Genomic DNA, 20,007 nt, shown 5'->3' on the forward strand with positions numbered 1-20,007 from the left:
GCAGGGCCCCGCTGGGGCGGATGCTGCTGGCGCAGGCCAGGACCGAGACGGTGCTGACGCTGCGCAACGGCGAGCAGCTGCTGCTGACCCTGATCATCCCGCTGGGGCTGCTGGTCGCCCTGACCCTGGCCACGGTGCTGCCGGTGCCGGAGCCGAGGGTGGCGTCGGCGGCGGCGCGGGTGTTCGCGCTGGCGGTGATCTCGTCGGCGTTCACCGGGCAGGCGATCGCGCTCGGATTCGACCGGCGCTACGGCGTGCTCAAGCGGCTCGCGGCGACCGCGCTGCCGAGGTGGCTGCTGGTGGCCGGGCGGATCACCGCCGGGTTCGCGGTGGTCGTGGTGCAGATGGTCGTGCTGGGGGTGACGGCGCTGCTGCTCGGCTGGTCGCCGACCGCCGCCGGGCTCGCCTGGGCAGTACTGCTGGTGGTGCTGGGGGCGCTGGCGTTCGGCGCGCTGGGCGTGCTGCTCGGCGGGGCGCTGCGCGCGGAGGTCGTGCTGGCGCTGGCGAACATCGTGTGGTTCCTGCTGCTGCTGGTCGGCGGGGTCGCGCTGAGCCCGGACTCGATGCCCTCGGGCGTCGGCGCCGTGGTGAGCCTGCTGCCGTCGGCCGCGCTGGTGGAGGGCCTGGAGGCCGCGCTGGTGCGCGGGACCGGTCCGGGCCTCGGGCCGGTGGCGGTGCTGGTGGCGTGGGGCGCGGTGGCGGGGCTCGCGGCGACGCGGACGACGAGGCTGAGCTGACCCGAGCGGCACTGACGGTTCCCCGAGAGCGGGAGCGCCCCCTGGTGGGCGCTCCCGCTCTCGGCTTTCCAGCCCCGTTTCACCCGTTCTCCCCCGGAATCACCCGTTGAGCGGTCACCATGTGAACCGATCACACGGGGTAAGGCCTTGGGGGGCGTGCTTTGTCAGCGGATTTCGAACAGCTCGTCGCGCAGTTCGAGCGGTTCCAGGCGCGGATGACCCGCGTCGAGCAGCAGTTCGCCGGGGTCGACGACATGCGGCAGCGGTTGGCCGAGCTGGAGGTCGCGGCGACCTCGGCGGACCGGTCCGTCACCGTCGTCGCCGGGCCGTCCGGGGCGATCCTGGACATCAGGCTCACCGAGCAGGCCGTGCGCAAGCCCGCGCACGCGCTCGCGGGCGAGCTGATGTCGACGCTGCGCAAGGCGGTCGCCGAGGCGGCGCGCAGGCAGGCGGGGATCGTCGACGGGGCGCTCGGCGAGGCGTTCGGCGACGACCTGGACCTGACCGAGCAGGTGCTGGAGACCCAGGCGGAGCTGTTCGGCATGTCCAAGGAGGAGCTGCGGGCGGTGACCGCCGAGGAGGCGACCACTGCCCCGCAGCAGGGCCCGCCCGCGCCACCAGCGCGCCCGACGCCGCCGTCGCCGGGTCAGCCGCAGGGTGGTCCGGTTCCCGGCAGGCCCGAGCCCGGCCAGGCCCGCACCGGCGGGCCGCAGCCCGGCCGGCCCCACTCGGGCAGGCAGCAGTCCGGCCAGCCGCAGCCGGGCAGGCCGCAGTCCGGCCAGCCGCAGCCGGGCAGGCCGCAGTCCGGCCAGCCGCAGCCGGGCAAGTCCCAGCCGGGCACGTCCCAGCCGGGCCAGGCGCGTCCCGGCCAGTCGGGCCCGGCGCAGCGACCGCAGGGCGGTGAGCCGCAGCAGGAGGACTTCTCCGAGCGGAACTTCATGAAGGACGACTGGAAGCAGTCCGGGTCGAAGGCCCAACCGCCCGGTCCCGGCGGCAAGCAGGACGACCGCTTCCTCAACCTCTACGACGACGAGGACGGGCGATGAGCGACGGCTTCAGCGTGGACCCGGCGGAGCTGGAGGGCTTCGCGGGCGTGGCCGAGGGGCACGCGGGCACGGCCGGGCAGATCAAGGGCCTGGTCGACCGGGCCGACGTCGGCGACAAGTCCTGGGGCGTCGTCGGGCTGTTCGTGAAGAGCACCTACACCGGGATGCTCGGCGACCTCAAGGAGCTGTTCGGCGACCTGGAGGAGGGCCTGCGGGGGGTGGGCGAGCGCTTCCGGGCGACCGCCGAGGACTACCGGGGCCCCGAAGAGGCGATCCAGCGGGCCTTCGACGGCATCGACACCGGAAGCGGCGGGAGGTAGCGCGTGGCCGAGGAGAAGGTCGAGGCGGGCGGGGTCGAGATCACCGTCGGCGAGAAGACCACCGGGGAGAAGGCCGCCGAGGCCGCCCCGTTCTACGGGAACTACCTGAAGACCGCCGAGGCGGCGGGCAAGACCGGCGAGCCGGGCGGGGTCGAGGGGCTGACCTCGGAGGGGTCGGCGCTGATCAGCTCGGTGGCCACCTCGGCCACGTCCATCGCGATGGACCCGCTCGGCTGGCTGATCGGACAGGGGCTGAACTTCCTGATCAGCGTCGTGCAGCCGCTGGAGGACGCGATCCACTTCGTCAGCGGCGACGGTCCCGCGCTGGCGCAGGCGGCCGAGAACTTCAACGCCATCGGTCAAGGCGTCGCGGACCTGCGCAAGAGCTTCGACCAGGACCTGCGGAGCACCGTGCGAGGCTGGGAGGGCGAGTCCGCCGAGGCCGCCGCCGAGCGCTTGGGGCAGTTCGCGAACGGCGTCGACGGGGTCGCCGGGCAGGCGGGCGAGCTGGCCCAGCTGCTCCAGATCTCCAGCATGATCATGACGGTGGTCGAGGACGTGATCAAGGCGATCCTCACCGAGCTGATCACCTGGCTGATCATGATCTGGATCCCCGCGCTGGCCGCCGCGATCCCCACGGCGGGCGGCTCGACGGCGGCGGCGGGCGCGGCCACCGGCGTGCGGGTCGCGACCAGCGCGGGCCGGGTCGCCCGGATCGTCGCCAAGCTGCGCGGGTTCCTGACCAAGATCGTGGACTTCCTGCGCAAGCTGGTCGGCCGGATGCGGAACATCCGGCCCGCCTTCCGGAAGGCGATGGCGGACAGGGCCGCCGCCAGCAGGGCCGCGGACGCCCGCTTGGCGGCCCAGACCGGCTCCCAGTGGCAGCGGACGCTGAACTCCCCGCTCGACCGGCTGATGAGCAAGGACGGCATGGTCGGCGAGCGGGTGCAGCAGGGCGCGGGCAGGTCGTTCGCGCAGGCGGCGCGGGGCGAGCTGGAGGCCCAGGTGATGCCGCTGCACGAGAAGGGCGCGCGGAACCAGGCCGGCCTGGAGAAGCAGGCGGCCTACGGCGAGACCGGGACCGACCGGTCCAAGCAGAGCATCAAGGGAGATCTGGACCTCTGATGGCCGAGAAAGCAGGTCTGCCCGAGGTGGCGCAGAACATCGCGGAGTACCTGACCAGTCCCATCACGCTGGTGGTGATGGGCGTCTGGCTCCTGTTCCTGTTCCTCCGCCGCTGGTCGCAGTTCCGCGCGCGCGAGCGGGAGCTGACCGAGCGGGCCGCCGCGCTGGCGCCGCTGGCGAGCGCGCACGGAGGAGGGGTGACGGGGCCGGGGGACCAAGCGGCGCCCTGGTCTGCGTCGGTACGGCCGCCGCTCCTCGAACAGCGCGCCCGGTTCGTCCCGTTCCGGCTCTACCAGCGGTCGGCGCTCCGGTCCGACCTCGCGCTGGACCTGCGGCGCGGCCCCTGGCACGTCCGGGTCACCGAGAGCTCGGCGCGGGCGCAGCGGCCGGGGCTGTTCGGCGTCGTCTGGCTGGTGGAGCACCGGGTCGAGGTGGCCACCTCCCCGCTGCCGCCGATGTCCCTGTTCCGGCTCGTGGGCCTGCCCCACCACGAGCGGATGGCGCACGCCCACGAGGCCAGGCTGCCGGTTGCGGGCGAGCGGGACCGGGACAGCCGCGTGCCGCTGGACCCGCCCGCGGACGTGGAGTTCAGCGCGCGCGGGATCGACCTGGCGAGCGCGCGCAGCGCGTTCAACCAGGAGGCGCTGCGCTGGTTCGCCGCGCGCACCGACGCCCTGCCCGGCCCGGCGCGGAACGTGACGTGGCGGTTCGAGTCAGGTTTCCTCTACGCCGTCTTCGAGGGTCCCGTGAACCCCGCGACGGTGCTCCCCGTGGTCGACAGCGTCCTCGGGCTGCTCGACCGCGTCCCCCACGCGCGGCCCCGGCACCCGGCCGCCGCGAGCTGACCGGTCCGCCGCCGCCAACCCCGCCGCCGCCAACCCCGTCGCCGCCCGGCCCGCCGCGCCGGGCGGCGACGTGCCCGACACCAGGTCGTCCGGTCAGCAGGACCTAGGTCCCTTGCCACGGGCCGCCTAACCATGCCCCGCCCGATCTTGTCAACCCCCGGTCACGCTCGGCCGACCACCTTGCCTACCATCGGTCCGTGTCCGCACCGTCCTGGTTCACCTCTTTCCTGCGCTCAGGCCAGCGCTCGTTCGCCATCGCCGCGGTCCTCGCCCAGGCAGGCATCACCGTCACGGGGTCCATCGTCCGCGTGACCGGCTCCGGCCTGGGGTGCCCGACGTGGCCCCAGTGCTTCGAGGGCAGCTTCACCCCCGTCGAGCACCCGGAGGTGGCCGCGCTGCACCAGTGGGTGGAGTTCGGCAACCGGACGCTCACCGGCGTCATCACGATCATCACGGCGCTGACCGTGCTGGCCGCCTGGTTCGACCGGCCCCGCCGCCCGCGCGTGCTGAAGCTGGCCCTGGTCCAGTTCGGCGGTGTGGTCGTGCAGGCCGTCGTCGGCGGGATCACCGTGCTCGCCGGCCTGGCCTGGTGGACGGTGAGCGTGCACTTCCTGATCTCGATGGTCCTGGTCTGGTACGCGGTGTTCCTGGTCGGCGCGCTGCGCGAGGGCGACGCACCGCCCCGCGCGCTGCTGCCGCGCCCCCTGATGGCGCTCCAGAGCGTCCAGGTGGGCGTCCTGGGCCTCCTGCTGGTCGCGGGCACCTTCACCACCGCCGCGGGCCCCCACGCGGGCGACGCGGACACCCCGCGCCTCCAGGTGGACATCGAGACCGTCGCGCAGCTGCACGCCGACCTGCTGTTCCTGTTCCTCGGGATGCTCATCGCGCTCGGCTTCGCCCTGCACTTCCACCTCAGGGCCGCGCGCAAGCGCTACTGGCTCCTGGTGGCCGCCGTGCTCGCCCAGGGCACCTCGGGCATGGTCCAGTACTTCCTCGGCATCCCCGAGGCCCTGGTGTCGCTGCACGTGCTCGGCTCGGCGGTGGTCGTCGTCGCGACCGCGGGCCTGTGGCTGGTCACCCGCGTCCGCGACGTCGAGGGCGCCGGGGATCAGCGCGAGGGCCTGCGCTCCCAGAGCGAGGGCAGTTCCGTGGCCAGCCACGCGTAGAGGTCGTCCACGGCGCGCAGCCTGACCGCCCGCTCCGGGTCGCCGCTCATCAGCCGCATCCCGGACTCGGTCAGCTCGCGCACGCTGACCAGCGCGTCCAGCTTCCGCTGCACCAGGTCCGCCCAGCGCTTCTCGTCGATGCGGTACTGGGCGGCCTGGCGCCCCCTGCGGGTGCGCTTGGTCACCAGCCCCGCGTTGACGAGGAACTTCAGGTTGGTGCTGATGGAGCCGCTGCTGGCCTCCAGCTCCTGGGACAGCTCGGCGGCCGTCCGCTCGCTGGGCTGGCACACCAGCAGGTAGCCGAGGATGCGCCCGCCGATCAGCGGGATGCCCTCCTCGGCGAAGTGGGCGGCGAACCGCTCGATCCACGCGGCCAGCCGCGCTTCCCGTCCCGCGCTCATGCGACCCCCTGCCCTTCGGTCAACACTGAAGGCATAGTAGGTCGCAGGTGGATCTTCCGGCAAAGGGCGCGCCGGAACGCGGGTGATCGCCCTGGGCGAAATCCCCGGCCGAACCCCCGCCGCGCGCCGGGCTCAGAGCCTGCGCAGCCCCGCGAGCACCCGCTCCATCAGGCCCATGTTCGGCTGGTCGCCGTCCTCGGACGAGATCGTCTGGTGCACGTCGATGAGCCCGCGCTCGGCCATGTCGCCCAGCAGGACCTTCGCCACGCCCAGCGGCACCTTCAGCAGCGCGGCGATCTCGGCCACCGACCGGGGCCTGCCGCACAGCGCGATGACCTCCTGGTGCTCGGCCTTCATGCCGAGCGCGGCCGGGTGGTCCCACTCGGCCGCCGAGACCAGGGTCTCCAGCTCCAACTGGTAGGTGGAGGTGGTGCGCCCGCCGGTCCAGGAGTAGGCGCGCACGATCGAGGGCGCGTCCTCGGGCTCGGCGGGGTGCCCCGCGTCGGCGTGACCGCCGTCCGCGTAACCACTATCGGGGTAACCCCTATCGGAGTAGTCCCTATCGGAGTAGTCCCTATCGGAGTAGTCCCTATCGGAGTAGTCCCTATCGGAGTAGTCCCTATCGGGGTAACCACCGTCGGGGTAACCGCCGTCGGCGTGACCGGCCTCGGGCTCGCCGTACCCGCGCTCGTACGCGGGGGCGTCGTTATACCCCACCTCGGAGTACGGGTAGTCCCCGTACTCCGGGCGGTCGTCCTGCCGTCCGTCCGGCTGCTCCGCCTCGGGCGCCCGCTCGGCCCGCCTGGCGCGGCGGGCCGCCCGGTCCGGCGTGGCCTCGCGCTCCGGCTTGGGCGAGCGTGATGAGCTGAAGCTGAAGCCGTTGAGCAGATCGGCGAACGACTGTTTGCCTGACTGGGACTCCGGATCGCTGCTCATCTGCTCCACCTCAGGCCGAAGGACGGGCCATGATCCGCTTGGCGTCGTGGATCTGCGCGCGCAGCTCCGGGGTCAGCAGCTGGCCGACCTGCTCGACCACCACCGTCATCTCGTAGGCCACCTGGCCGACGTCGGCGTCCGGCGCGGCCAGCACCGCGAGGCACGAGCCGTCCCTGATCGACATCAGCAGCATGATCCCGTGCTGCATCTCCACCACCGAGCGCTTGACGCTGCCCCCGTCGAAGCAGCGCGCCGCCGAGTCGGTCAGGCTCGACACGCCGGCCGCGATGGCCGCCAACTGGTCCGCCCGGTCCTCGGGAAGCCCCTCGGAGGCGGTCAGCAGCAGACCGTCCACCGAGATCACCACCGCGTGGGCGACACCGGGCACCCGGTCGGCGAAGTTGGACACCAGCCAACCGAACCGATCGACCTGCCCAGCCCTCTGCGCGCTCATTGTTCGGTCTCCCGCCCCGTTCTGTTGTCCCCAGCCTCCCGAACACCTTGCCGGACGCCGGTCTGGTAGTTGGCCAGGAACCCGCGTGTCGCGCTCGGGTCCCTCCGTACGGGTGGGGGCGCAGCGCTCTCGCCCTCAGCCCGCGCGGGCCGCTCGGTGACCAGGTTCGCGTCCAGGTTGGTGCGCGGTTTGCGCTTGGGCAGCTCCGCCCCTGCGGCTGTCACGTGTCGGGACGGTACCTCTTCGGCCGGAATAGCGGGAGGCTGCGTCTGCCTGGCGGGTGACGGCGCGCCGAAGAACTGCGCGGTGGCCCGGCCGGGCGCATATCCCCCCTCGGTGGGGGGCGCCGTCGGCGGCGTCACCGGGGGCGCGGCGGGGGCGGCGTGGGCGGCCGGTTCGGCGGTCTGCGCCTTCGGGCGCTTGGAGAACCACGTCGAACCGCCCTGCGTGGCCTCTGGCTGCCGGAACGGGTCCGTCGCGGAGCGCGACGGGGGCGTCGCGGTGCGCTTGGGCAGCTCCCCACCGGGCGGGGTCTCGACCTGCCTGGGCGGCACGGCCGGAGCGTCGGCGGCACGCGGGGCGTCGCCCCTCGGGGCGGCGGTCGGCGCGGACGGGTCGACCGAGAAGGAGAACGAGTCGTCCATCACGAACTGCTCGGCGCGCGGCCCGCCCTGCTCCGAACGAGTGGCCTCCGAACGACCGGGCTCCGAACGAGCGGTCTCCGAACGCCCCTGCTCGGATCGACCGGGCTCGGATCGACCGGGCTCCGGCTTGGCGGGCGGGGTCTGGTCGAGCGCGCGGCCGGCGAACGCGGCCCAGCCGCTCTCGCTCACCGGGGCGCCGCCCGAGGTCGCGCCGTTCTGGGTCGGGCCGTTCTGGGTCGCGCCGCCGAGCGCCGTGCCGTTCTGCGCGGTCCCGTTGTGCGCGGCGCCGTTCTGCGCCGCGCCGAACGGCGCGGTCCCGTTCTGCGGCGTCCCGTTCTGCGGCGCGCTCCTCTGGACCGCCCCGTTCTGCCCGGAGCCGCCCTGCAGGGCGTTGTGCACGACGTTGCTCTGCAGCGCGCTCTGCTGGGCGCCGCCCTGGCCGCGCTCCAGCTCGGCGGCGGGCCTGCGGGCGGCGGGCAGCTGCCCGGTCCCGGCCGGGCGGACCAGCTCGGAGGGCACGGCCACGACGGCGCGCACGCCGTCCCGCTCGGCGCCCTGCTCGCGCAGCACCACCTGGATGCCGTGCCTGCCCGCGAGCCTGCCGACCACGTACAGGCCGAGCTGGCGGGACGCGGACAGCTCGGCGCTGTCGTCCCGCGCCGCCGTGACGATCTTGCGGTTGGCCTCGGCCATGCCCTCCTCGGTGAGGCCGACGCCCTGGTCGACCACGTCGACGAGGACGCCGCCGCCGGGCCGCGGCCTGCCGCTGACGACGACCTGGGTGCCGGGCGGGGAGAACGCGGTGGCGTTGTCGAGCAGCTCCGCGACGAGCCGGACCAGGTCGCCCGCCGCGTAGCCGACCACGTCGACCGGCGGGGTGGTCTGCACCATCACCCGGTGGTACTGCTCGATCTCGGACCCGGCGGCGCGCAGCACGTCGGCCAGCGGCACCGGCCGGGTGAACCGGCGGGCCACGTCGCTGCCGGAGAGCACCATCAGGTTCTCGTTGTTGCGGCGCATCCGGGTCGCCAGGTTGTCCAGCTTGAACAGGTTCGCCAGCTGGTCGGGGTTCTCCTCCTGGCGCTCCATCTCCTCCATGAGCTTGAGCTGGCGCTCGACCAGGCCCTGGCTGCGGCGGGAGAGGTTGATGAACGCGTTGCGCATCCCGGCGCGCAGCTCGGCCTGCTCGGCGGCGGAGCTGACGGCCTGGCTGTGCACGGCGTCGAACGCGCGGGCCAGCTGGCCGAACTCCTCGGTGGTGTGCACCGGCACCGGCTCGATCCCGGTGCGCACGCCGCCCTCGCGCAGCTGGGTGACCAGCTCGGGCAGGCGGTTGTTCGCGACGTCGAGGGCGGCCACCCGCAGGGTGCGCAGCGAGCGCAGCAGGTAGCTGCCGACGACGAAGCCGATGGCGCCCGCGGAGAACAGCGAGGCGAGCAGGATGACCGAGGCCACGCCCGCGCGGTCGCTGGTGGAGTCCTGGAGCCTGGCGGAGGCGCGCAGCAGCTCGCCGCCGAGGCGGGACATGACGACCTCGATGCGCGACAGGGTCGAGCTGGAGGCGGTGTTCCAGTCCTTGACCGGCACCTGGGTGCGCACGGTGCCCGGATCGGTGCGCACGCCCTGGAGCAGCCGGTTGCGGGTGTCCACCTCGGGGCCCGCGACGGTGCTGCGGAAGTCGGCCTGCTGGTCGGCGGTGGCCACCGCGGTGAACTCGGCGACCTTGTCCTGGAAGCGGGTCCAGGACTGCTCCAGCATGGTCTTCTCGGTGTCCAGCAGGCCCCGGCGGCTCACGCCCGCGAGGACGGTGGCCTGCTGCCAGGAGACCTGCTCGCCGGTCATGGCCAGGTTGTGCAGGGCGTTCGCGGTGCCGGTGAGGGAGGCGTCGCCAAAGTCGCCGACCATGGCCTGGTCGAAGTCGGTGAGGGAGCGGATGACCACCGAGTAGGCGCCGATGCCGCCCGCGAGGTCGACGCCGCCGCTGGAGACCCGGTCGCGCAGCTGCGGCAGGCCGTCGAGCTGGACGAGCGCGTCGCGGTAGCGGGCCTCGGCGACGGGGCCGAGCGTGGGGGTGTTGCGGACCAGGTCGCGCACGGCGTTGGCGGCGCGGTCGGTCTCGTTGGTGACGGCGTCGAAGTTGCGCTTGTCCACGCCCGCGCCCTCGGCGCGCTGGGCGGACAGCGCCCGCTCGTCCTGGACGCTCGCGACCAGCGGGGTCAGCCCCGCGCGCAGCGACACCAGGCGCTGCATGTTCGCGTAGCCGTCGGCGGCGCGCACGTCGGTCCCGATCTGCGTCAGGCCCGAGCCGAGCGCGACGAGCACGGGTACCGCGAGGACGGCGGCCAGCTTGACCGGCAGCCGCCAATTCCGCCAGTCGGCGACGGCGGTCCGCCATTGCCTGCGCGTGCTGTTGTCGCCAGTCACCAAGCAGCCCCGGAGTTTCTTAAGGTCGATTCACCGCACAGCCAAAACCACACCGGCCTTTACGGCAGGCGGGGAAGGCTGCTGCGAGATAGTAGGTCGTGAACGCCCGAACGACAACGACCAGTCGTCCTGATCTCAACCGTTCGGCGGATCACACTATGTGAGAAATTTTCGAGAAACCCCGTTTACGCGGGTCGGAAGCCGCAGGTGTTAACAGATACGACACGCGCGGCGACACTCCGCACAGGCCGTTGGACAGCCGACCGGACGCGGTTACGCTGAGCGCCCGCAGCCGCCGTGCAGCCGCACGGGCCCGTGCCGCGAATCCGCGTGGAGGATTGATGACCAAGGCGTTTCCGCCACCGGTGGAATCCCGGTACCAGCGGGCGGACGCGCGGGGATTCGCCACTTTCGACGATCCCGCACCCGCTCTGCTCGTCGACGAGGACGGCAATCCGGATTACGTCGCGATTCAGCAGAGCGAGGATTTCCGGGAACTGCGCAGGCGCACCGCGGTGTTCGTCGTGCCCGCCATCCTGGGATTCCTCGCGTGGTACCTCGCGTACGTGGGCCTGTCCGCGTTCGCGCCCGACTTCATGGCCACCAGGGTGTTCGGCGTGGTCAACGTCGGCCTGCTGCTCGGGCTGCTCCAGTTCGTCACCACCATCGCCCTGACCTTGGGCTACTCCCGATACGCCAGGCTCCGGCTGGACCCCAGGGTCGCCGCGGTCCGCGAGCTGACCGACGAGGACGGCATCTGATGGGCGCCAACACGGCGGTCAACCTGGGCGTGTTCGGCGTCTTCGTGCTGATCACGCTGTTCGTGGTGTACCGGGCGGGCACCCGGAACGCGAGCGCGTCCGACTACTACGCCGCCGGGAGCAGCTTCACCGGCCCGCAGAACGGCGTCGCGCTCTCCGGCGACTTCCTTTCCGCCGCGTCCTTCCTGGGCATTTCCGGGAGCATCGCGGTGAACGGGTACGACGGGTTCCTGTACTCCATCGGCTGGGTCGTGTCCTGGTTGGTGGGGCTCATGCTCATCGCCGAGCGGCTGCGCAACACCGGCCGGTTCACCCTCGGGGACGTGCTGGCGTTCCGGATGCGCCAGCGGCCCGTCCGCGCGGCCACCGCCAACGTGACCCTCGTCATCTCGCTCTTCTACATGATCGCGCAGATGGCGGGCGCGGGCGCGCTCGTCTCGCTGCTGCTGGACGTGCAGAACGAGGCCGGGCAGGCGCTGGTCATCGCGGTCGTCGGCGTGGTCATGGTGCTGTACGTGCTGGTCGGCGGCATGAAGGGCACGACCTGGGTGCAGATCATCAAGGGCGTCCTGCTGCTGCTGTGCGTGACCATGCTGACGGTGTTCCTGCTCGGCAAGTTCGGGTTCAGCCTGTCGGCGCTGCTGGAGACCGCGAGCAGGCGCTCACCGCTGGGCGACGAGGTTCTGGCGCCCGGCGCGCGCTACGGCGGCTCCGCGATCGCGCACATGGACTTCATCTCGCTGGCGCTGGCGCTGGTGCTGGGCACCGCGAGCCTGCCGCACGTGCTGATGCGCTTCTACACCGTGCCGAACGCCCGCGAGGCGCGGCGCTCGGTGGTGTGGGCGACCTCGCTGATGGCCACGTTCTACCTGTGCACGCTGGTCATCGGGTTCGGCGCGCTGGCCCTGGTCGGCGAGGACTCGATCAGCAAGGCGCCGGGCGGCGAGAACTCGGCCGCGCCGCTGCTGGCGTTCCACATCGGCGGGACGGTGCTGCTGGGCATCGTCTGCGCGGTGGCGTTCGCGACGATCCTGGCGGTGGTGGCCGGTCTGACCATGACCGCGTCGGCCTCGTTCGCGCACGACGTGTACGCGAACGTCATCAAGCGCGGGCAGGCCGACCCGCGCTCCGAGGTGCGGGTCGCCCGGTTGACCGCCGTGGTGGTCGGCGTGCTGGCGATCGGCGGCGGCATCGTGGCCAACGGGCAGAACGTGGCGTTCCTGGTGGCGCTGGCGTTCGCGCTGGCCGCGTCGGCGAACCTGTCCACGATCGTGTACTCGATGTTCTGGAAGCGGTTCAACACCAACGGCACGCTGTGGGCGCTGTACGGCGGCCTGGGGTCGTGCGTGGTGCTGATCGCGTTCTCCCCCGCCGTGTCCGGGTCGCCGACGGCGATCTTCCCGCACGTGGACTTCCACTGGTTCCCGCTGGACAACCCCGGCCTGGTGTCGATCCCGCTGTCGTTCCTGTGCGGCTGGCTGGGGACGATCCTGTCCAAGGAGAAGGCGGACCCTGCGAAGCAGGCCGAGATGGAGGTCCGGTCGCTGACCGGGATCGGGTCCGGGTTGCAGCCCTGAGGCCCGCCCTGATCGGGTGAGATGACGACGGTGGCCCGCGCCTGCTCCAGGCGCGGGCCACCGGTCGTTCAAGGGGGCGTTCCCGTGGGCGGTTCAGCCCGCCAGCGCGGCCCGGATCGCCGAGGCGAAGCGGAGCGGCGCGCCCGCGTCGGCCTGGCGGAAGCCCAGGGCCGGTTCGACCAGCTCCAGCTCCAGCAGCAGCGGGGCGCCGCCGGGACCGGGGATCAGGTCGACCCGCGCGTACAGCAGCTCCGAGCGGCGCAGCCCGCAGCGGGCCGTGGCGGCGTCCAGGACGTCCTCGGCGAGGCGGCGGTACGCGGCGGGCGGCGCGGCCGGGCCGAGGCGCTCCAGGAGGTACAGGCCGGTCTCGTCGTAGGCCGTGTCCTCGGTGAGCATCGCGCCCTTGGTGAACGCGTGCGAGTACCGGCCGGCGAAGAACACCAGCGCCGTCTCGCCCGCGCTGTCCACCCCGGACTGGTAGGGCTGCACCAGCGCGGGCGCGGCCAGCTCGGCGAGGTGCCGCTCGGCGGTCGCCACGTCGTTCGGGGCGACCCGCAGCGCGCCGCGCGAGCCGGAGCCCACGGTCGGCTTCACAACGAACTCGACGTCGCGCGGCCAGTCGGCGAAACCGGGGGTGGCCAGCGCGGTCGGCACCACCGCGACCCCGTCCGAGGCCAGCTCGACCAGGTACGCCTTGTCGGCGTTCCAGCGGACCACGTGCGCGGGGTTGGCCAGCGCGGGCAGCGAGTCGGCCCACGGCAGGAACGCGTCCAGCTTCTCCGGGTAGTCCCACGGGCTGCGCAGGACCACCAGGTCGGCGGAGGCGGCGGCGGGCCCGGCGTCCCACACCGAGAACTCCGCGTGCACGCCGAGGTCGGCCAGCGCGCCGACCAGGGGCGCGTCGTCGACGTCGCCGTCGGGCAGCGGGTCGCAGGTGCTGAGGACGACCTTCACCTGCGCGCCATCTTCCTGCGGTGCTTGGGGCCGATCTTCAGCGCCTCGGCGGTCTCGCGGTCCCACTCGGCCGCGTCCAGGTCCGCGACGGCCGCCACGACCTTCTCGGCGGTCTCGACGTCCGGCAGGACCACGTCGCCCATGGCGCCGTCCGCGCCGACCAGCACGACGCGCGCGCCCGCCCGCCCGATGTTCTCCACGACGGCGCGGGACGGCTTGCCGTGGGCCGCCACGAAAGCCGACGCCGCCCGGACGCCTCCAGCGATCTTCTTGTCCTCTGCCACGCACGCCAGGGTAGGTGCTGCGGGTAATTTCCGTGCACGTGACCGAATCCACGACCCACGCGCAGCTAGTCGACGGCTTCCTCCGCTGGCACTTCGACGCGAACCCCGGTTCGGCGGCCATGCTCGGCTCGCTCGACCACGACCGGACGCTCGGCGACTTCACCGCCGAGTCCTTCCTCGCCCAGGAGCGGGAGTCGCTGACCTGGCTCGACCGGTTCAGCGAGGCCACCCCGACCGACCCCGCCGACGCGGTGGACCGGGCGCTGGTGGTGTCGGTGCTGCGCGGGGCGCGCGCCAAGGCCGAGTGGCCGTCGTGGCGGCGTGACCCGTCCGTGTACACCGGCGCGGTGCTGTTCCCGCTGTTCTCGGCGTTCCTGCACCGGCTGCGGCCCGAGGCCGAGCTGGTCGGGTCGGTGCTGGCCAGGCTCGCCGAGGTGCCCTCGGTGCTGGCGGCGTGCCGGGCGAACCTGTCGCCGGAGCTGGCCGCGCCGAAGATCGTGCTGCGGGGCGCGGCGCAGGCCCGCGCCGGGCGGGCGTTCCTGACGGGGACGCTGCCGTCCGAGGTGGCGGACCCCGACCTGCGGGCGCGGGTCGCCGAGGCGGCCGAACCGGCGGCGGCGGCGTTCGACGGGCTGGCGGCCTTCCTGGAGTCGTTCGCGGAGACCGCGCGCGGCGACTGGCGGATGGGCGAGGCGCTGTACTCGCGGCTGCTGACCGAGCAGGAGCTGCTCGGCTACGGGGCCTCGGAGCTGCACGAGCGCGGCCGGTCCGCGTACGCGGAGCTGGAGGCCGAGATGCGGGCGCTGGCCGGGGCCGACGACTGGCACTCGGTGATGCTCGCCCTGCAGGAGGACCACCCGCCGACGCCGGAGGCGATGCGCGCCGAGTACGAGGCGGAGACGCTGCGGGCGCGGGAGTTCCTCGTCGAGCGGGGGCTGGTGACGCTGGCCGACGGCGAGGAGTGCCGGGTCGTGCCCTCCCCCGCGTTCCAGCGGCCGGTGCTGTCGGTGGCCTCGTACATGCAGCCGCCGCCGCTGACCGGCTCGCGGCTCGGGCACTTCTTCGTGCCCACCCCGCCCGAGGCGTTCACCGCCGACCAGGTCGCGCAGCGGCTGCGCACCAACTCGCGGTCGCAGCTGGCGACGATCGCGGTGCACGAGGCGTACCCCGGCCACCACTGGCACCTGTCGTGGCTGGCGACGCAGGACCGGGCCGTGCGCAAGGTGTTCCGGACGCCGTACTTCTCCGAGGGCTGGGCGCTGTACTCGGAGAAGCTGCTGCGCGAGGAGGGGTACTTCACCGAGCGGGCGCAGGAGCTGGCGCACGTGGAGGCGCGGCTGTTCCGGGCGGCGCGGATGGTGGTGGACACGGCGCTGCACTGCGGCGACATGAGCGTGGCCGAGGCCGAGGAGTTCATGGTGACGAAGGCGTCGCTGACGCCGGGGACCGCCGAGGGCGAGGTGACGCGGTACTGCGCGTGGCCGACGCAGGCGCCGTCGTACCTGACCGGGGCGCTGGAGATCGAGCGGATCCGGGGCGAGTACCTGGCCGAGGGGCGCGGGACGCTGCGGGAGTTCCACGACCGGATCGCGGGGTCGGGCGCGCTGCCGCTGGGGTTGGCGCGGCAGGTCGTGCTGGGGCGGTAGGGCCCGGTGGGTGGGATCGGTGGTCGCGCGGGAACAGCGCGGCCACCGGTCGCGCTGGAGGGCGTGTGGCCGCGTTCGCGCGGTGCTGGTCGGGAGTCCGGGGTGGCCGGGAGTCCCGAGAGCTGTGGAGTCCCGACAGCTGAAGTCCTGAGAGCTGGAGTCCGAGAGCTGGAGTCCGAGAGCTATGGAGGTGCGGTAATGCCCAAGGCGGTCCTGGTTCGCGAGCACGGCGGGTCCGACGCGCTGGAGCACGCCGAGGTCGGGCCACTGGAGGCGGGCGCCGGGCAGGTGCTGGTCGACGTGGCCGCGGCGGGGGTCAACTACATCGACACCTACCACCGGTCGGGCCTGTACTCCGTGCCGCTGCCGTTCGGCCTGGGCCAGGAGGGCTCGGGCCGGGTGCGAGCGGTCGGCGAGGGCGTCGACGGGCTCGCGGTGGGCGACCGGGTGGCCTGGTGCTCGGTGTCCGGCAGCTACGCCGAGCAGGTGGTGATGCCCGCCGTGTCGGCGGTGCCGGTGCCGGACGGGGTGTCGGACGACGTGGCGGCGGCGCTGCTGCTGCAGGGGTTGACCGCGCACTACCTGGTGTCGTCGACGTACCCGGTGCGGGAGGGCGACGCGGTGCTGGTGCACGCGGCGGCGGGCGGGGTCGGGCTGCTGCTGACCCAGCTGGCGAAGGCGCGCGGCGGGCGGGTGCTGGCGACGGTGTCCACGGACGCGAAGGCGGAGCTGGCGCGCGAGGCGGGCGCGGACGAGGTGATCCGGTACGACCGGGAGGACTTCGCGGCGCGGGTGCGCGAGGTGACCGGCGGCGAGGGCGTGGCGGCGGTGTACGACGGCGTCGGCCGCACGACGTTCGACGGCAGCCTGGCGAGCCTGCGCCTGCGCGGGGTGCTGGCGCTGTACGGCGCGGCGAGCGGCCCGGTGCCGCCGGTGGACCCGCAGCGGCTGAACGCGGCCGGTTCGGTGTTCCTGACCAGGCCGACGCTGGCGGCGCACCTGGTGACGGCGGAGGAGCGCGCCTGGCGGACCGGGGAGCTGTTCGCGGCGGTGCGGGCCGGGGAGCTGGACGTGCGGATCGGCGGGCGGTACCCGCTGGCCGACGCGGCCCGTGCGCACGACGACCTGGAGGCCAGGCGGACCACGGGGAAGCTGCTGCTGGTGCCGTGACGGCGCGGCGGCAGGGGGAAGGGCACAACCCCTGAACCGCGGCGAAGGGCCCCGGTGGACCGGTCGGTGGTTTCGCGCCGCTGCGCGGCGCGGGCCCCGGCGGTGTGCCGGGGCCCTGCGCGCACGTTGATCCGTTCGGGTCGGTCGGGACTACTTGACGCTGACGGCGTCCACGACGAACAGCAGGGTCTCGCCGCCCTTGATGCCCTGGTTGCCCTGGTCGCCGTAGCCGAGCGCGGCCGGGATGACCAGCAGGCGGCGACCGCCCTCCTTGATGCCGACCAGGCCCTGGTTCCAGCCCGTGATGACCGGGGCGTTGCCCAGGTCCTCGACGTCGAAGGTGGCGCCGCGCTCGAAGGACGAGTCGGCGGTCTTGCCGTCGCTGAAGGTCACCAGCTCGTAGTTGACGGTGACCGTGGAGCCCGGCTTGGCCTCGGCGCCCTCGCCCTCCTTGAGGTCGCGGGAGAGCAGGCCGTCCTGCGGGGCGCAGTCCAGGGGGACGGTGATGGTCGGCTTCTGGCCGAACTCGCCGCCGACCTGGTACTGCTCCGGCTGGCAGGGCGGGCCGGAGGGCTTGCTGACCTTGTTGCCGCCGGTCTGCGCGGCGGGCGCGGTGGCGGCGGGGGTGTTCTCCCCGGTCTGGGTGGACGGGCGGTCGCTGGGGGTGCAGGCGGTCAGCGCCACTCCGGCGGACAGCAAGGACACGAGAGCCAGGGCCGATCGGCCGACGGTACGCATGGTCGTCGAGCTTATGGGGCGCGTCCGGGGACGTCTCGCCCAGGTCACCCGCGCAGGGTGGTCGGGCGGTCGGGAAAATTCACTGAAAATGTCCAACCAAATACGCCTTCCGCAAAACTGCGGCCCCGCGTACAGTTGCTTCCCGCGTCAACCATAACACCACGCGGCACTGATCCGTTCGTGTGCCGACCAAGGAGGTGACACCGTGTCGGCGGAGCCTGACGGCGTCCGCATGAAGCTGTTGGTGGAATTGTTCTGGACCCGGACCGGGCTTCTCCTGCTGATACTCGTGACCACTTCCGGGGTCTCGATGGTGATTTCCAGCGGGATGGAACAGGGCACGGCCAGGAACCTGGTCGCCTCGCTGGGCGCCAGCACGATGGTGTCCGCGGTCGTCGGGTTCACCCAGACGCTCGTGACCAGCACGGCCACCCGCCGCGCCATGGTCGACCCGGTGGTCGCGGAGAGCCGGAAGGCGCTGCGCGAGCTGACCGACGAGTACCGCGCGCTGGACCGCGAGTTCTTCCCCAGCCACGTGTTCGAGCCGACGGCCAGGCCGGACCCCGCGTTCAACCAGCTCATGATGCAGGACCTGGAGCGCACCAGGCTCTACTGCTTCCGCGGGTTCGCGGGGCGCTACGCCGCGTCCCGCCTGCTGCTGGCCAAGTCCGAGTGCGAGCTGCGCGTGGTGCTCGCCGACCCGGCCGACGAGGACGCGATCACCGGCAGGGCCAGGTACCTGCTGCGCAACGCGGGTTCCGACGGCGACTACGACACCATCCGCGCCGACCTGCGCGAGCAGGTCGCGGTCGGCCTGGTGGGCCTGTTCCTGGCGCGGGGGCGGGCCAGCCGGATCGACGTGACCATCGTGTCCGACCCGCCGCTGGACCGGCTGGAGCTGTTCGACGACAGCGCCTGGCTGACCCTGTACACCGGGACCGCTTCCGGTTCGATGCGGCTCTACCCGCGCACGCTGAGGTTCTCCGAGGGCTCCTTTCTCTACGGGATGGAAAGGGCCGAGTTCCTCAGGATCAGCAATTCCAAGGCGGGGTTCCACTTCTCGCTGACTCCCGCGACCACTCGGGCTGACTTCTTCGCGCTCTTCGAGAAGATCACCGGGACCGCATTGGCGGAACCGGCGTTCGACGCACTGGAGGCGAAGTTCCACCACTTCCGCCGGGAATTCTCCGCCTCTGCTCAGTTGGGGAGCTGATAAGCAGTGCAGACCCACACCACCGGGTTCTCCGCCCTCGCGGAACTCGCCGCCCTCGTCTCGGACGACCACCCACCCGGCCCCGCGAACTGGGACCGGGTCGCGGAGTGCTTCTCCGCGTGGGCCTGCGCTCCGGGGCTGCGCGAGCGGGTGCGCGAGGACCTGCGCTCGCTCGGCCCGAGGGAGGAGATGCGCGTGGTGGCCCGGTCCCGCGAGACGACGACGCACTTCGCCTGGTGCCTGCGGGACGAGCCCGCCGAGCCGTTCACGTTCTGGCTGCACGAGTACAAGCCGCACCGGGACTGGCGGCCGGGCTACGCCGACTCCGTCCACAACCACCGCTACCACTTCTGCACGGTCATCCTGTCGGGCGGCTACCTGCACGAGCGCTACCGCGTGCGGCTGGCGCCCGAGGGCACGGCGATCTCCGAGGTCGCCCCGCTGCGCAGCGCCGACTGCCGGGCCGGGGTGTCCGGGACCATGCTGGCGCACGAGTTCCACCGCATCCCGCACGCGATCGACGGGACGATGACGTTCCTGGTCAAGTCGCGGGCGGTGAGCCCGTGGAGCCTGTCCTACGACCCCGGCACCGGGACCAGCCACCGGCACGTGCCGGTGGAGGCGCGCTGGGAGGTGCTGACCGGGAGGTTGTGACACCCGGTGCCCGACCTGGGTGCGCGAGGCCCGTGCCTCACCCGTTCGGGGGCTGCCCGATTCCGGAGCGTTTCCACCCGGCCGGGCCACCCGGTCACCCGGCCGTTCACCGTGCTGGGTCGCGGTCCACCACCCCGCTCGCGCGGCCCCCTCCCCCGCGCGTCCGGGCCGGGCCCCCGCCGGACCCGGTCAAGCGGGCGTCCTCCGGGCACCCTGGGGTCTCGCGCGCCGCCATACCATCGGCCCACCCGGCTCTGGGAGGGTCCGATGAGGATGATCACTGCTGTTTCCACCGAGGTCGTGGAGAAGCGCGTGTGGCGGTTGTGCCAGGACCACGCGGCGAACCTCCAGTTCCACGGCTGGCACCACGTGAGCTTCGTGCGCGACAAGGCCGTGCTGTTCGCGGGGCGCAACGGGGCGGACGTGGCGCTGGTCGAGGTGGCCGCGCTGGTGCACGACGTCAACTACGTGGTGCGCCGCAACTCGCTGCCCGTGGACGGGCGGGAGCTGCGGATGGAGATCCTGGCGGACGCCGGGGTGCCCGACGAGGCGGCGCTGCGGGTCGACGAGGTGGTCGAGGAGGCGGAGATGCGCACCCGCGACCGGTGGATCTCGGTCGAGGCGCAGGCGCTGTCCGACGCCGACACCCTGTTCAAGGCGTTACCGGTGACCCCGGTCGTGCTGGCGCCGAAGTACCTGCTGGAGAACGGCATCACGCTCCGCCAGCTCGCGCACAAGATCGTCGGCGAGCAGCGGTCCAAGCACGACGAGGGGTACTACTTCTACGACCCCCAGGCCGCCGCCCTGTACTCCAGGTGGGCGAGCGCGAACCTGGAGCTGTGGCAGTGCATCGTGGAGTCGCTGGACGACCCGACGGTGGAGGAACTGCTGGCAGCGGTGCCCTAAACCTGC

General features: G+C 72.8%; 20 protein-coding genes. 13 read left to right on the forward strand and 7 right to left on the reverse strand.

All coding sequences use genetic code 11. The annotated features are described in order from the left end of the window. The first annotated feature begins 20 nt into the window (after positions 1-20). From AMIR_RS25600 to AMIR_RS25630, 6 genes are all read left to right on the forward strand, one after another. Complete coding sequence (locus AMIR_RS25600; protein ID WP_084799266.1) at positions 21-737, forward strand: ABC transporter permease; 717 nt, start codon at positions 21-23, stop codon at positions 735-737. A 161-nt stretch (positions 738-898) separates the two neighbouring features. Beyond that, positions 899-1,783: a YbaB/EbfC family nucleoid-associated protein gene (locus AMIR_RS38465; RefSeq protein WP_049796968.1), complete on the forward strand. Its 885-nt coding sequence runs from the start codon at positions 899-901 to the stop codon at positions 1,781-1,783. Continuing rightward, positions 1,780-2,103, forward strand: coding sequence for a WXG100 family type VII secretion target (locus AMIR_RS25610; protein WP_015803872.1), 324 nt, complete (start codon positions 1,780-1,782; stop codon positions 2,101-2,103). Before AMIR_RS38465 ends, AMIR_RS25610 begins: the two co-directional genes overlap by 4 nt. Positions 2,104-2,106: 3 nt before the next feature. Next, a complete protein-coding gene (locus AMIR_RS25615) occupies positions 2,107-3,228 on the forward strand; it encodes a WXG100 family type VII secretion target (protein ID WP_015803873.1) in 1,122 nt (373 codons plus the stop codon). Next, on the forward strand, positions 3,228-4,073 hold the full coding sequence (locus tag AMIR_RS36225; RefSeq protein WP_015803874.1) for a hypothetical protein: 846 nt from the start codon (positions 3,228-3,230) through the stop codon (positions 4,071-4,073). Before AMIR_RS25615 ends, AMIR_RS36225 begins: the two co-directional genes overlap by 1 nt. A 197-nt stretch (positions 4,074-4,270) precedes the next feature. After that, positions 4,271-5,239, forward strand: coding sequence for a COX15/CtaA family protein (locus tag AMIR_RS25630; RefSeq protein ID WP_015803875.1), 969 nt, complete (start codon positions 4,271-4,273; stop codon positions 5,237-5,239). Here the strand turns inward: AMIR_RS25630 and AMIR_RS25635 are convergent. The 4 genes from AMIR_RS25635 to AMIR_RS25650 all read right to left on the reverse strand — a co-directional run bounded on the left by AMIR_RS25635 (position 5,182) and on the right by AMIR_RS25650 (position 10,098). After that, positions 5,182-5,640, reverse strand: coding sequence for a GbsR/MarR family transcriptional regulator (locus AMIR_RS25635; RefSeq protein ID WP_015803876.1), 459 nt, complete (start codon positions 5,638-5,640; stop codon positions 5,182-5,184). The two genes, AMIR_RS25630 and AMIR_RS25635, sit on opposite strands and share 58 nt — an antisense overlap. 132 nt (positions 5,641-5,772) lie before the next feature. Beyond that, entirely contained in the window at positions 5,773-6,576 is an 804-nt protein-coding gene (locus tag AMIR_RS41290) for a DUF742 domain-containing protein (protein ID WP_015803877.1), read from the reverse strand. 10 nt (positions 6,577-6,586) lie between these two features. Next, the gene (locus AMIR_RS25645; RefSeq protein ID WP_015803878.1) at positions 6,587-7,030 is read right to left on the reverse strand and encodes a roadblock/LC7 domain-containing protein; all 444 of its coding nucleotides are present in this window, start codon (positions 7,028-7,030) and stop codon (positions 6,587-6,589) included. After that, positions 7,027-10,098, reverse strand: coding sequence for a sensor histidine kinase (locus AMIR_RS25650; RefSeq protein WP_015803879.1), 3,072 nt, complete (start codon positions 10,096-10,098; stop codon positions 7,027-7,029). The genes AMIR_RS25645 and AMIR_RS25650 overlap by 4 nt, the downstream gene beginning before the upstream one ends. A gap of 341 nt (positions 10,099-10,439) precedes the next feature. Between AMIR_RS25650 and AMIR_RS25655 the strand changes: the two genes are divergently transcribed. Together AMIR_RS25655 and AMIR_RS25660 are read left to right on the forward strand one after the other, a co-directional pair. Next, on the forward strand, positions 10,440-10,859 hold the full coding sequence (locus AMIR_RS25655) for a DUF485 domain-containing protein (RefSeq protein WP_015803880.1): 420 nt from the start codon (positions 10,440-10,442) through the stop codon (positions 10,857-10,859). Continuing rightward, positions 10,859-12,436, forward strand: a complete 1,578-nt coding sequence (locus tag AMIR_RS25660; protein WP_015803881.1) for a solute symporter family protein — start codon at positions 10,859-10,861, stop codon at positions 12,434-12,436. Before AMIR_RS25655 ends, AMIR_RS25660 begins: the two co-directional genes overlap by 1 nt. Positions 12,437-12,529: 93 nt before the next feature. Here AMIR_RS25660 and AMIR_RS25665 read toward each other — a convergent pair whose 3' ends face one another. Both AMIR_RS25665 and AMIR_RS25670 read right to left on the reverse strand, forming a co-directional pair. Beyond that, positions 12,530-13,390, reverse strand: a complete 861-nt coding sequence (locus AMIR_RS25665; protein ID WP_015803882.1) for an ATP-grasp domain-containing protein — start codon at positions 13,388-13,390, stop codon at positions 12,530-12,532. Next, positions 13,387-13,674 (reverse strand): hypothetical protein, encoded by a 288-nt coding sequence (locus AMIR_RS25670; RefSeq protein ID WP_015803883.1) that lies wholly within the window; start codon positions 13,672-13,674, stop codon positions 13,387-13,389. The genes AMIR_RS25665 and AMIR_RS25670 overlap by 4 nt, the downstream gene beginning before the upstream one ends. A 38-nt stretch (positions 13,675-13,712) precedes the next feature. Here AMIR_RS25670 and AMIR_RS25675 point away from each other — a divergent pair, with 38 nt between their 5' ends. After that, complete coding sequence (locus AMIR_RS25675; RefSeq protein ID WP_240438683.1) at positions 13,713-15,320, forward strand: DUF885 domain-containing protein; 1,608 nt, start codon at positions 13,713-13,715, stop codon at positions 15,318-15,320. 198 nt (positions 15,321-15,518) lie between these two features. Next, complete coding sequence (locus AMIR_RS25680; protein WP_015803885.1) at positions 15,519-16,490, forward strand: quinone oxidoreductase family protein; 972 nt, start codon at positions 15,519-15,521, stop codon at positions 16,488-16,490. Between the two features lie 150 nt (positions 16,491-16,640). Here the strand turns inward: AMIR_RS25680 and AMIR_RS25685 are convergent, their stop codons facing one another. Next, positions 16,641-17,195 (reverse strand): FKBP-type peptidyl-prolyl cis-trans isomerase, encoded by a 555-nt coding sequence (locus AMIR_RS25685; RefSeq protein WP_240438684.1) that lies wholly within the window; start codon positions 17,193-17,195, stop codon positions 16,641-16,643. A gap of 238 nt (positions 17,196-17,433) precedes the next feature. Here AMIR_RS25685 and AMIR_RS25690 point away from each other — a divergent pair, with 238 nt between their 5' ends. From AMIR_RS25690 to AMIR_RS25700, 3 genes are all read left to right on the forward strand, one after another. Then, positions 17,434-18,441 carry a hypothetical protein gene (locus AMIR_RS25690; protein WP_015803887.1) on the forward strand — a complete coding sequence of 336 codons (1,008 nt, stop codon included), beginning with the start codon at positions 17,434-17,436 and terminating at the stop codon, positions 18,439-18,441. A 6-nt stretch (positions 18,442-18,447) separates the two neighbouring features. Beyond that, on the forward strand, positions 18,448-19,095 hold the full coding sequence (locus AMIR_RS25695) for a hypothetical protein (protein ID WP_015803888.1): 648 nt from the start codon (positions 18,448-18,450) through the stop codon (positions 19,093-19,095). 267 nt (positions 19,096-19,362) lie between these two features. Then, on the forward strand, positions 19,363-20,001 hold the full coding sequence (locus AMIR_RS25700) for an HD domain-containing protein (protein ID WP_015803889.1): 639 nt from the start codon (positions 19,363-19,365) through the stop codon (positions 19,999-20,001). Positions 20,002-20,007 lie beyond the last annotated feature (6 nt).

The organism is Actinosynnema mirum DSM 43827 (genome assembly GCF_000023245.1).
In the GTDB taxonomy this organism is placed as follows: Bacteria; Actinomycetota; Actinomycetes; order Mycobacteriales; family Pseudonocardiaceae; genus Actinosynnema; species Actinosynnema mirum.

Bases quoted from the DNA above. Each gene is read 5' to 3' on its own strand.
- AMIR_RS25600 (WP_084799266.1), top strand. From the start codon at position 21: ATGCTGCTGGCGCAGGCCAGGACCGAGACGGTGCTGACGCTGCGCAAC.
- AMIR_RS25610 (WP_015803872.1), top strand. From the start codon at position 1,780: ATGAGCGACGGCTTCAGCGTGGACCCGGCGGAGCTGGAGGGCTTCGCG.
- AMIR_RS36225 (WP_015803874.1), top strand. From the start codon at position 3,228: ATGGCCGAGAAAGCAGGTCTGCCCGAGGTGGCGCAGAACATCGCGGAG.
- AMIR_RS25635 (WP_015803876.1), bottom strand. From the start codon at position 5,640: ATGAGCGCGGGACGGGAAGCGCGGCTGGCCGCGTGGATCGAGCGGTTC.
- AMIR_RS41290 (WP_015803877.1), bottom strand. From the start codon at position 6,576: ATGAGCAGCGATCCGGAGTCCCAGTCAGGCAAACAGTCGTTCGCCGAT.
- AMIR_RS25645 (WP_015803878.1), bottom strand. From the start codon at position 7,030: ATGAGCGCGCAGAGGGCTGGGCAGGTCGATCGGTTCGGTTGGCTGGTG.
- AMIR_RS25655 (WP_015803880.1), top strand. From the start codon at position 10,440: ATGACCAAGGCGTTTCCGCCACCGGTGGAATCCCGGTACCAGCGGGCG.
- AMIR_RS25660 (WP_015803881.1), top strand. From the start codon at position 10,859: ATGGGCGCCAACACGGCGGTCAACCTGGGCGTGTTCGGCGTCTTCGTG.
- AMIR_RS25680 (WP_015803885.1), top strand. From the start codon at position 15,519: ATGCCCAAGGCGGTCCTGGTTCGCGAGCACGGCGGGTCCGACGCGCTG.
- AMIR_RS25700 (WP_015803889.1), top strand. From the start codon at position 19,363: ATGAGGATGATCACTGCTGTTTCCACCGAGGTCGTGGAGAAGCGCGTG.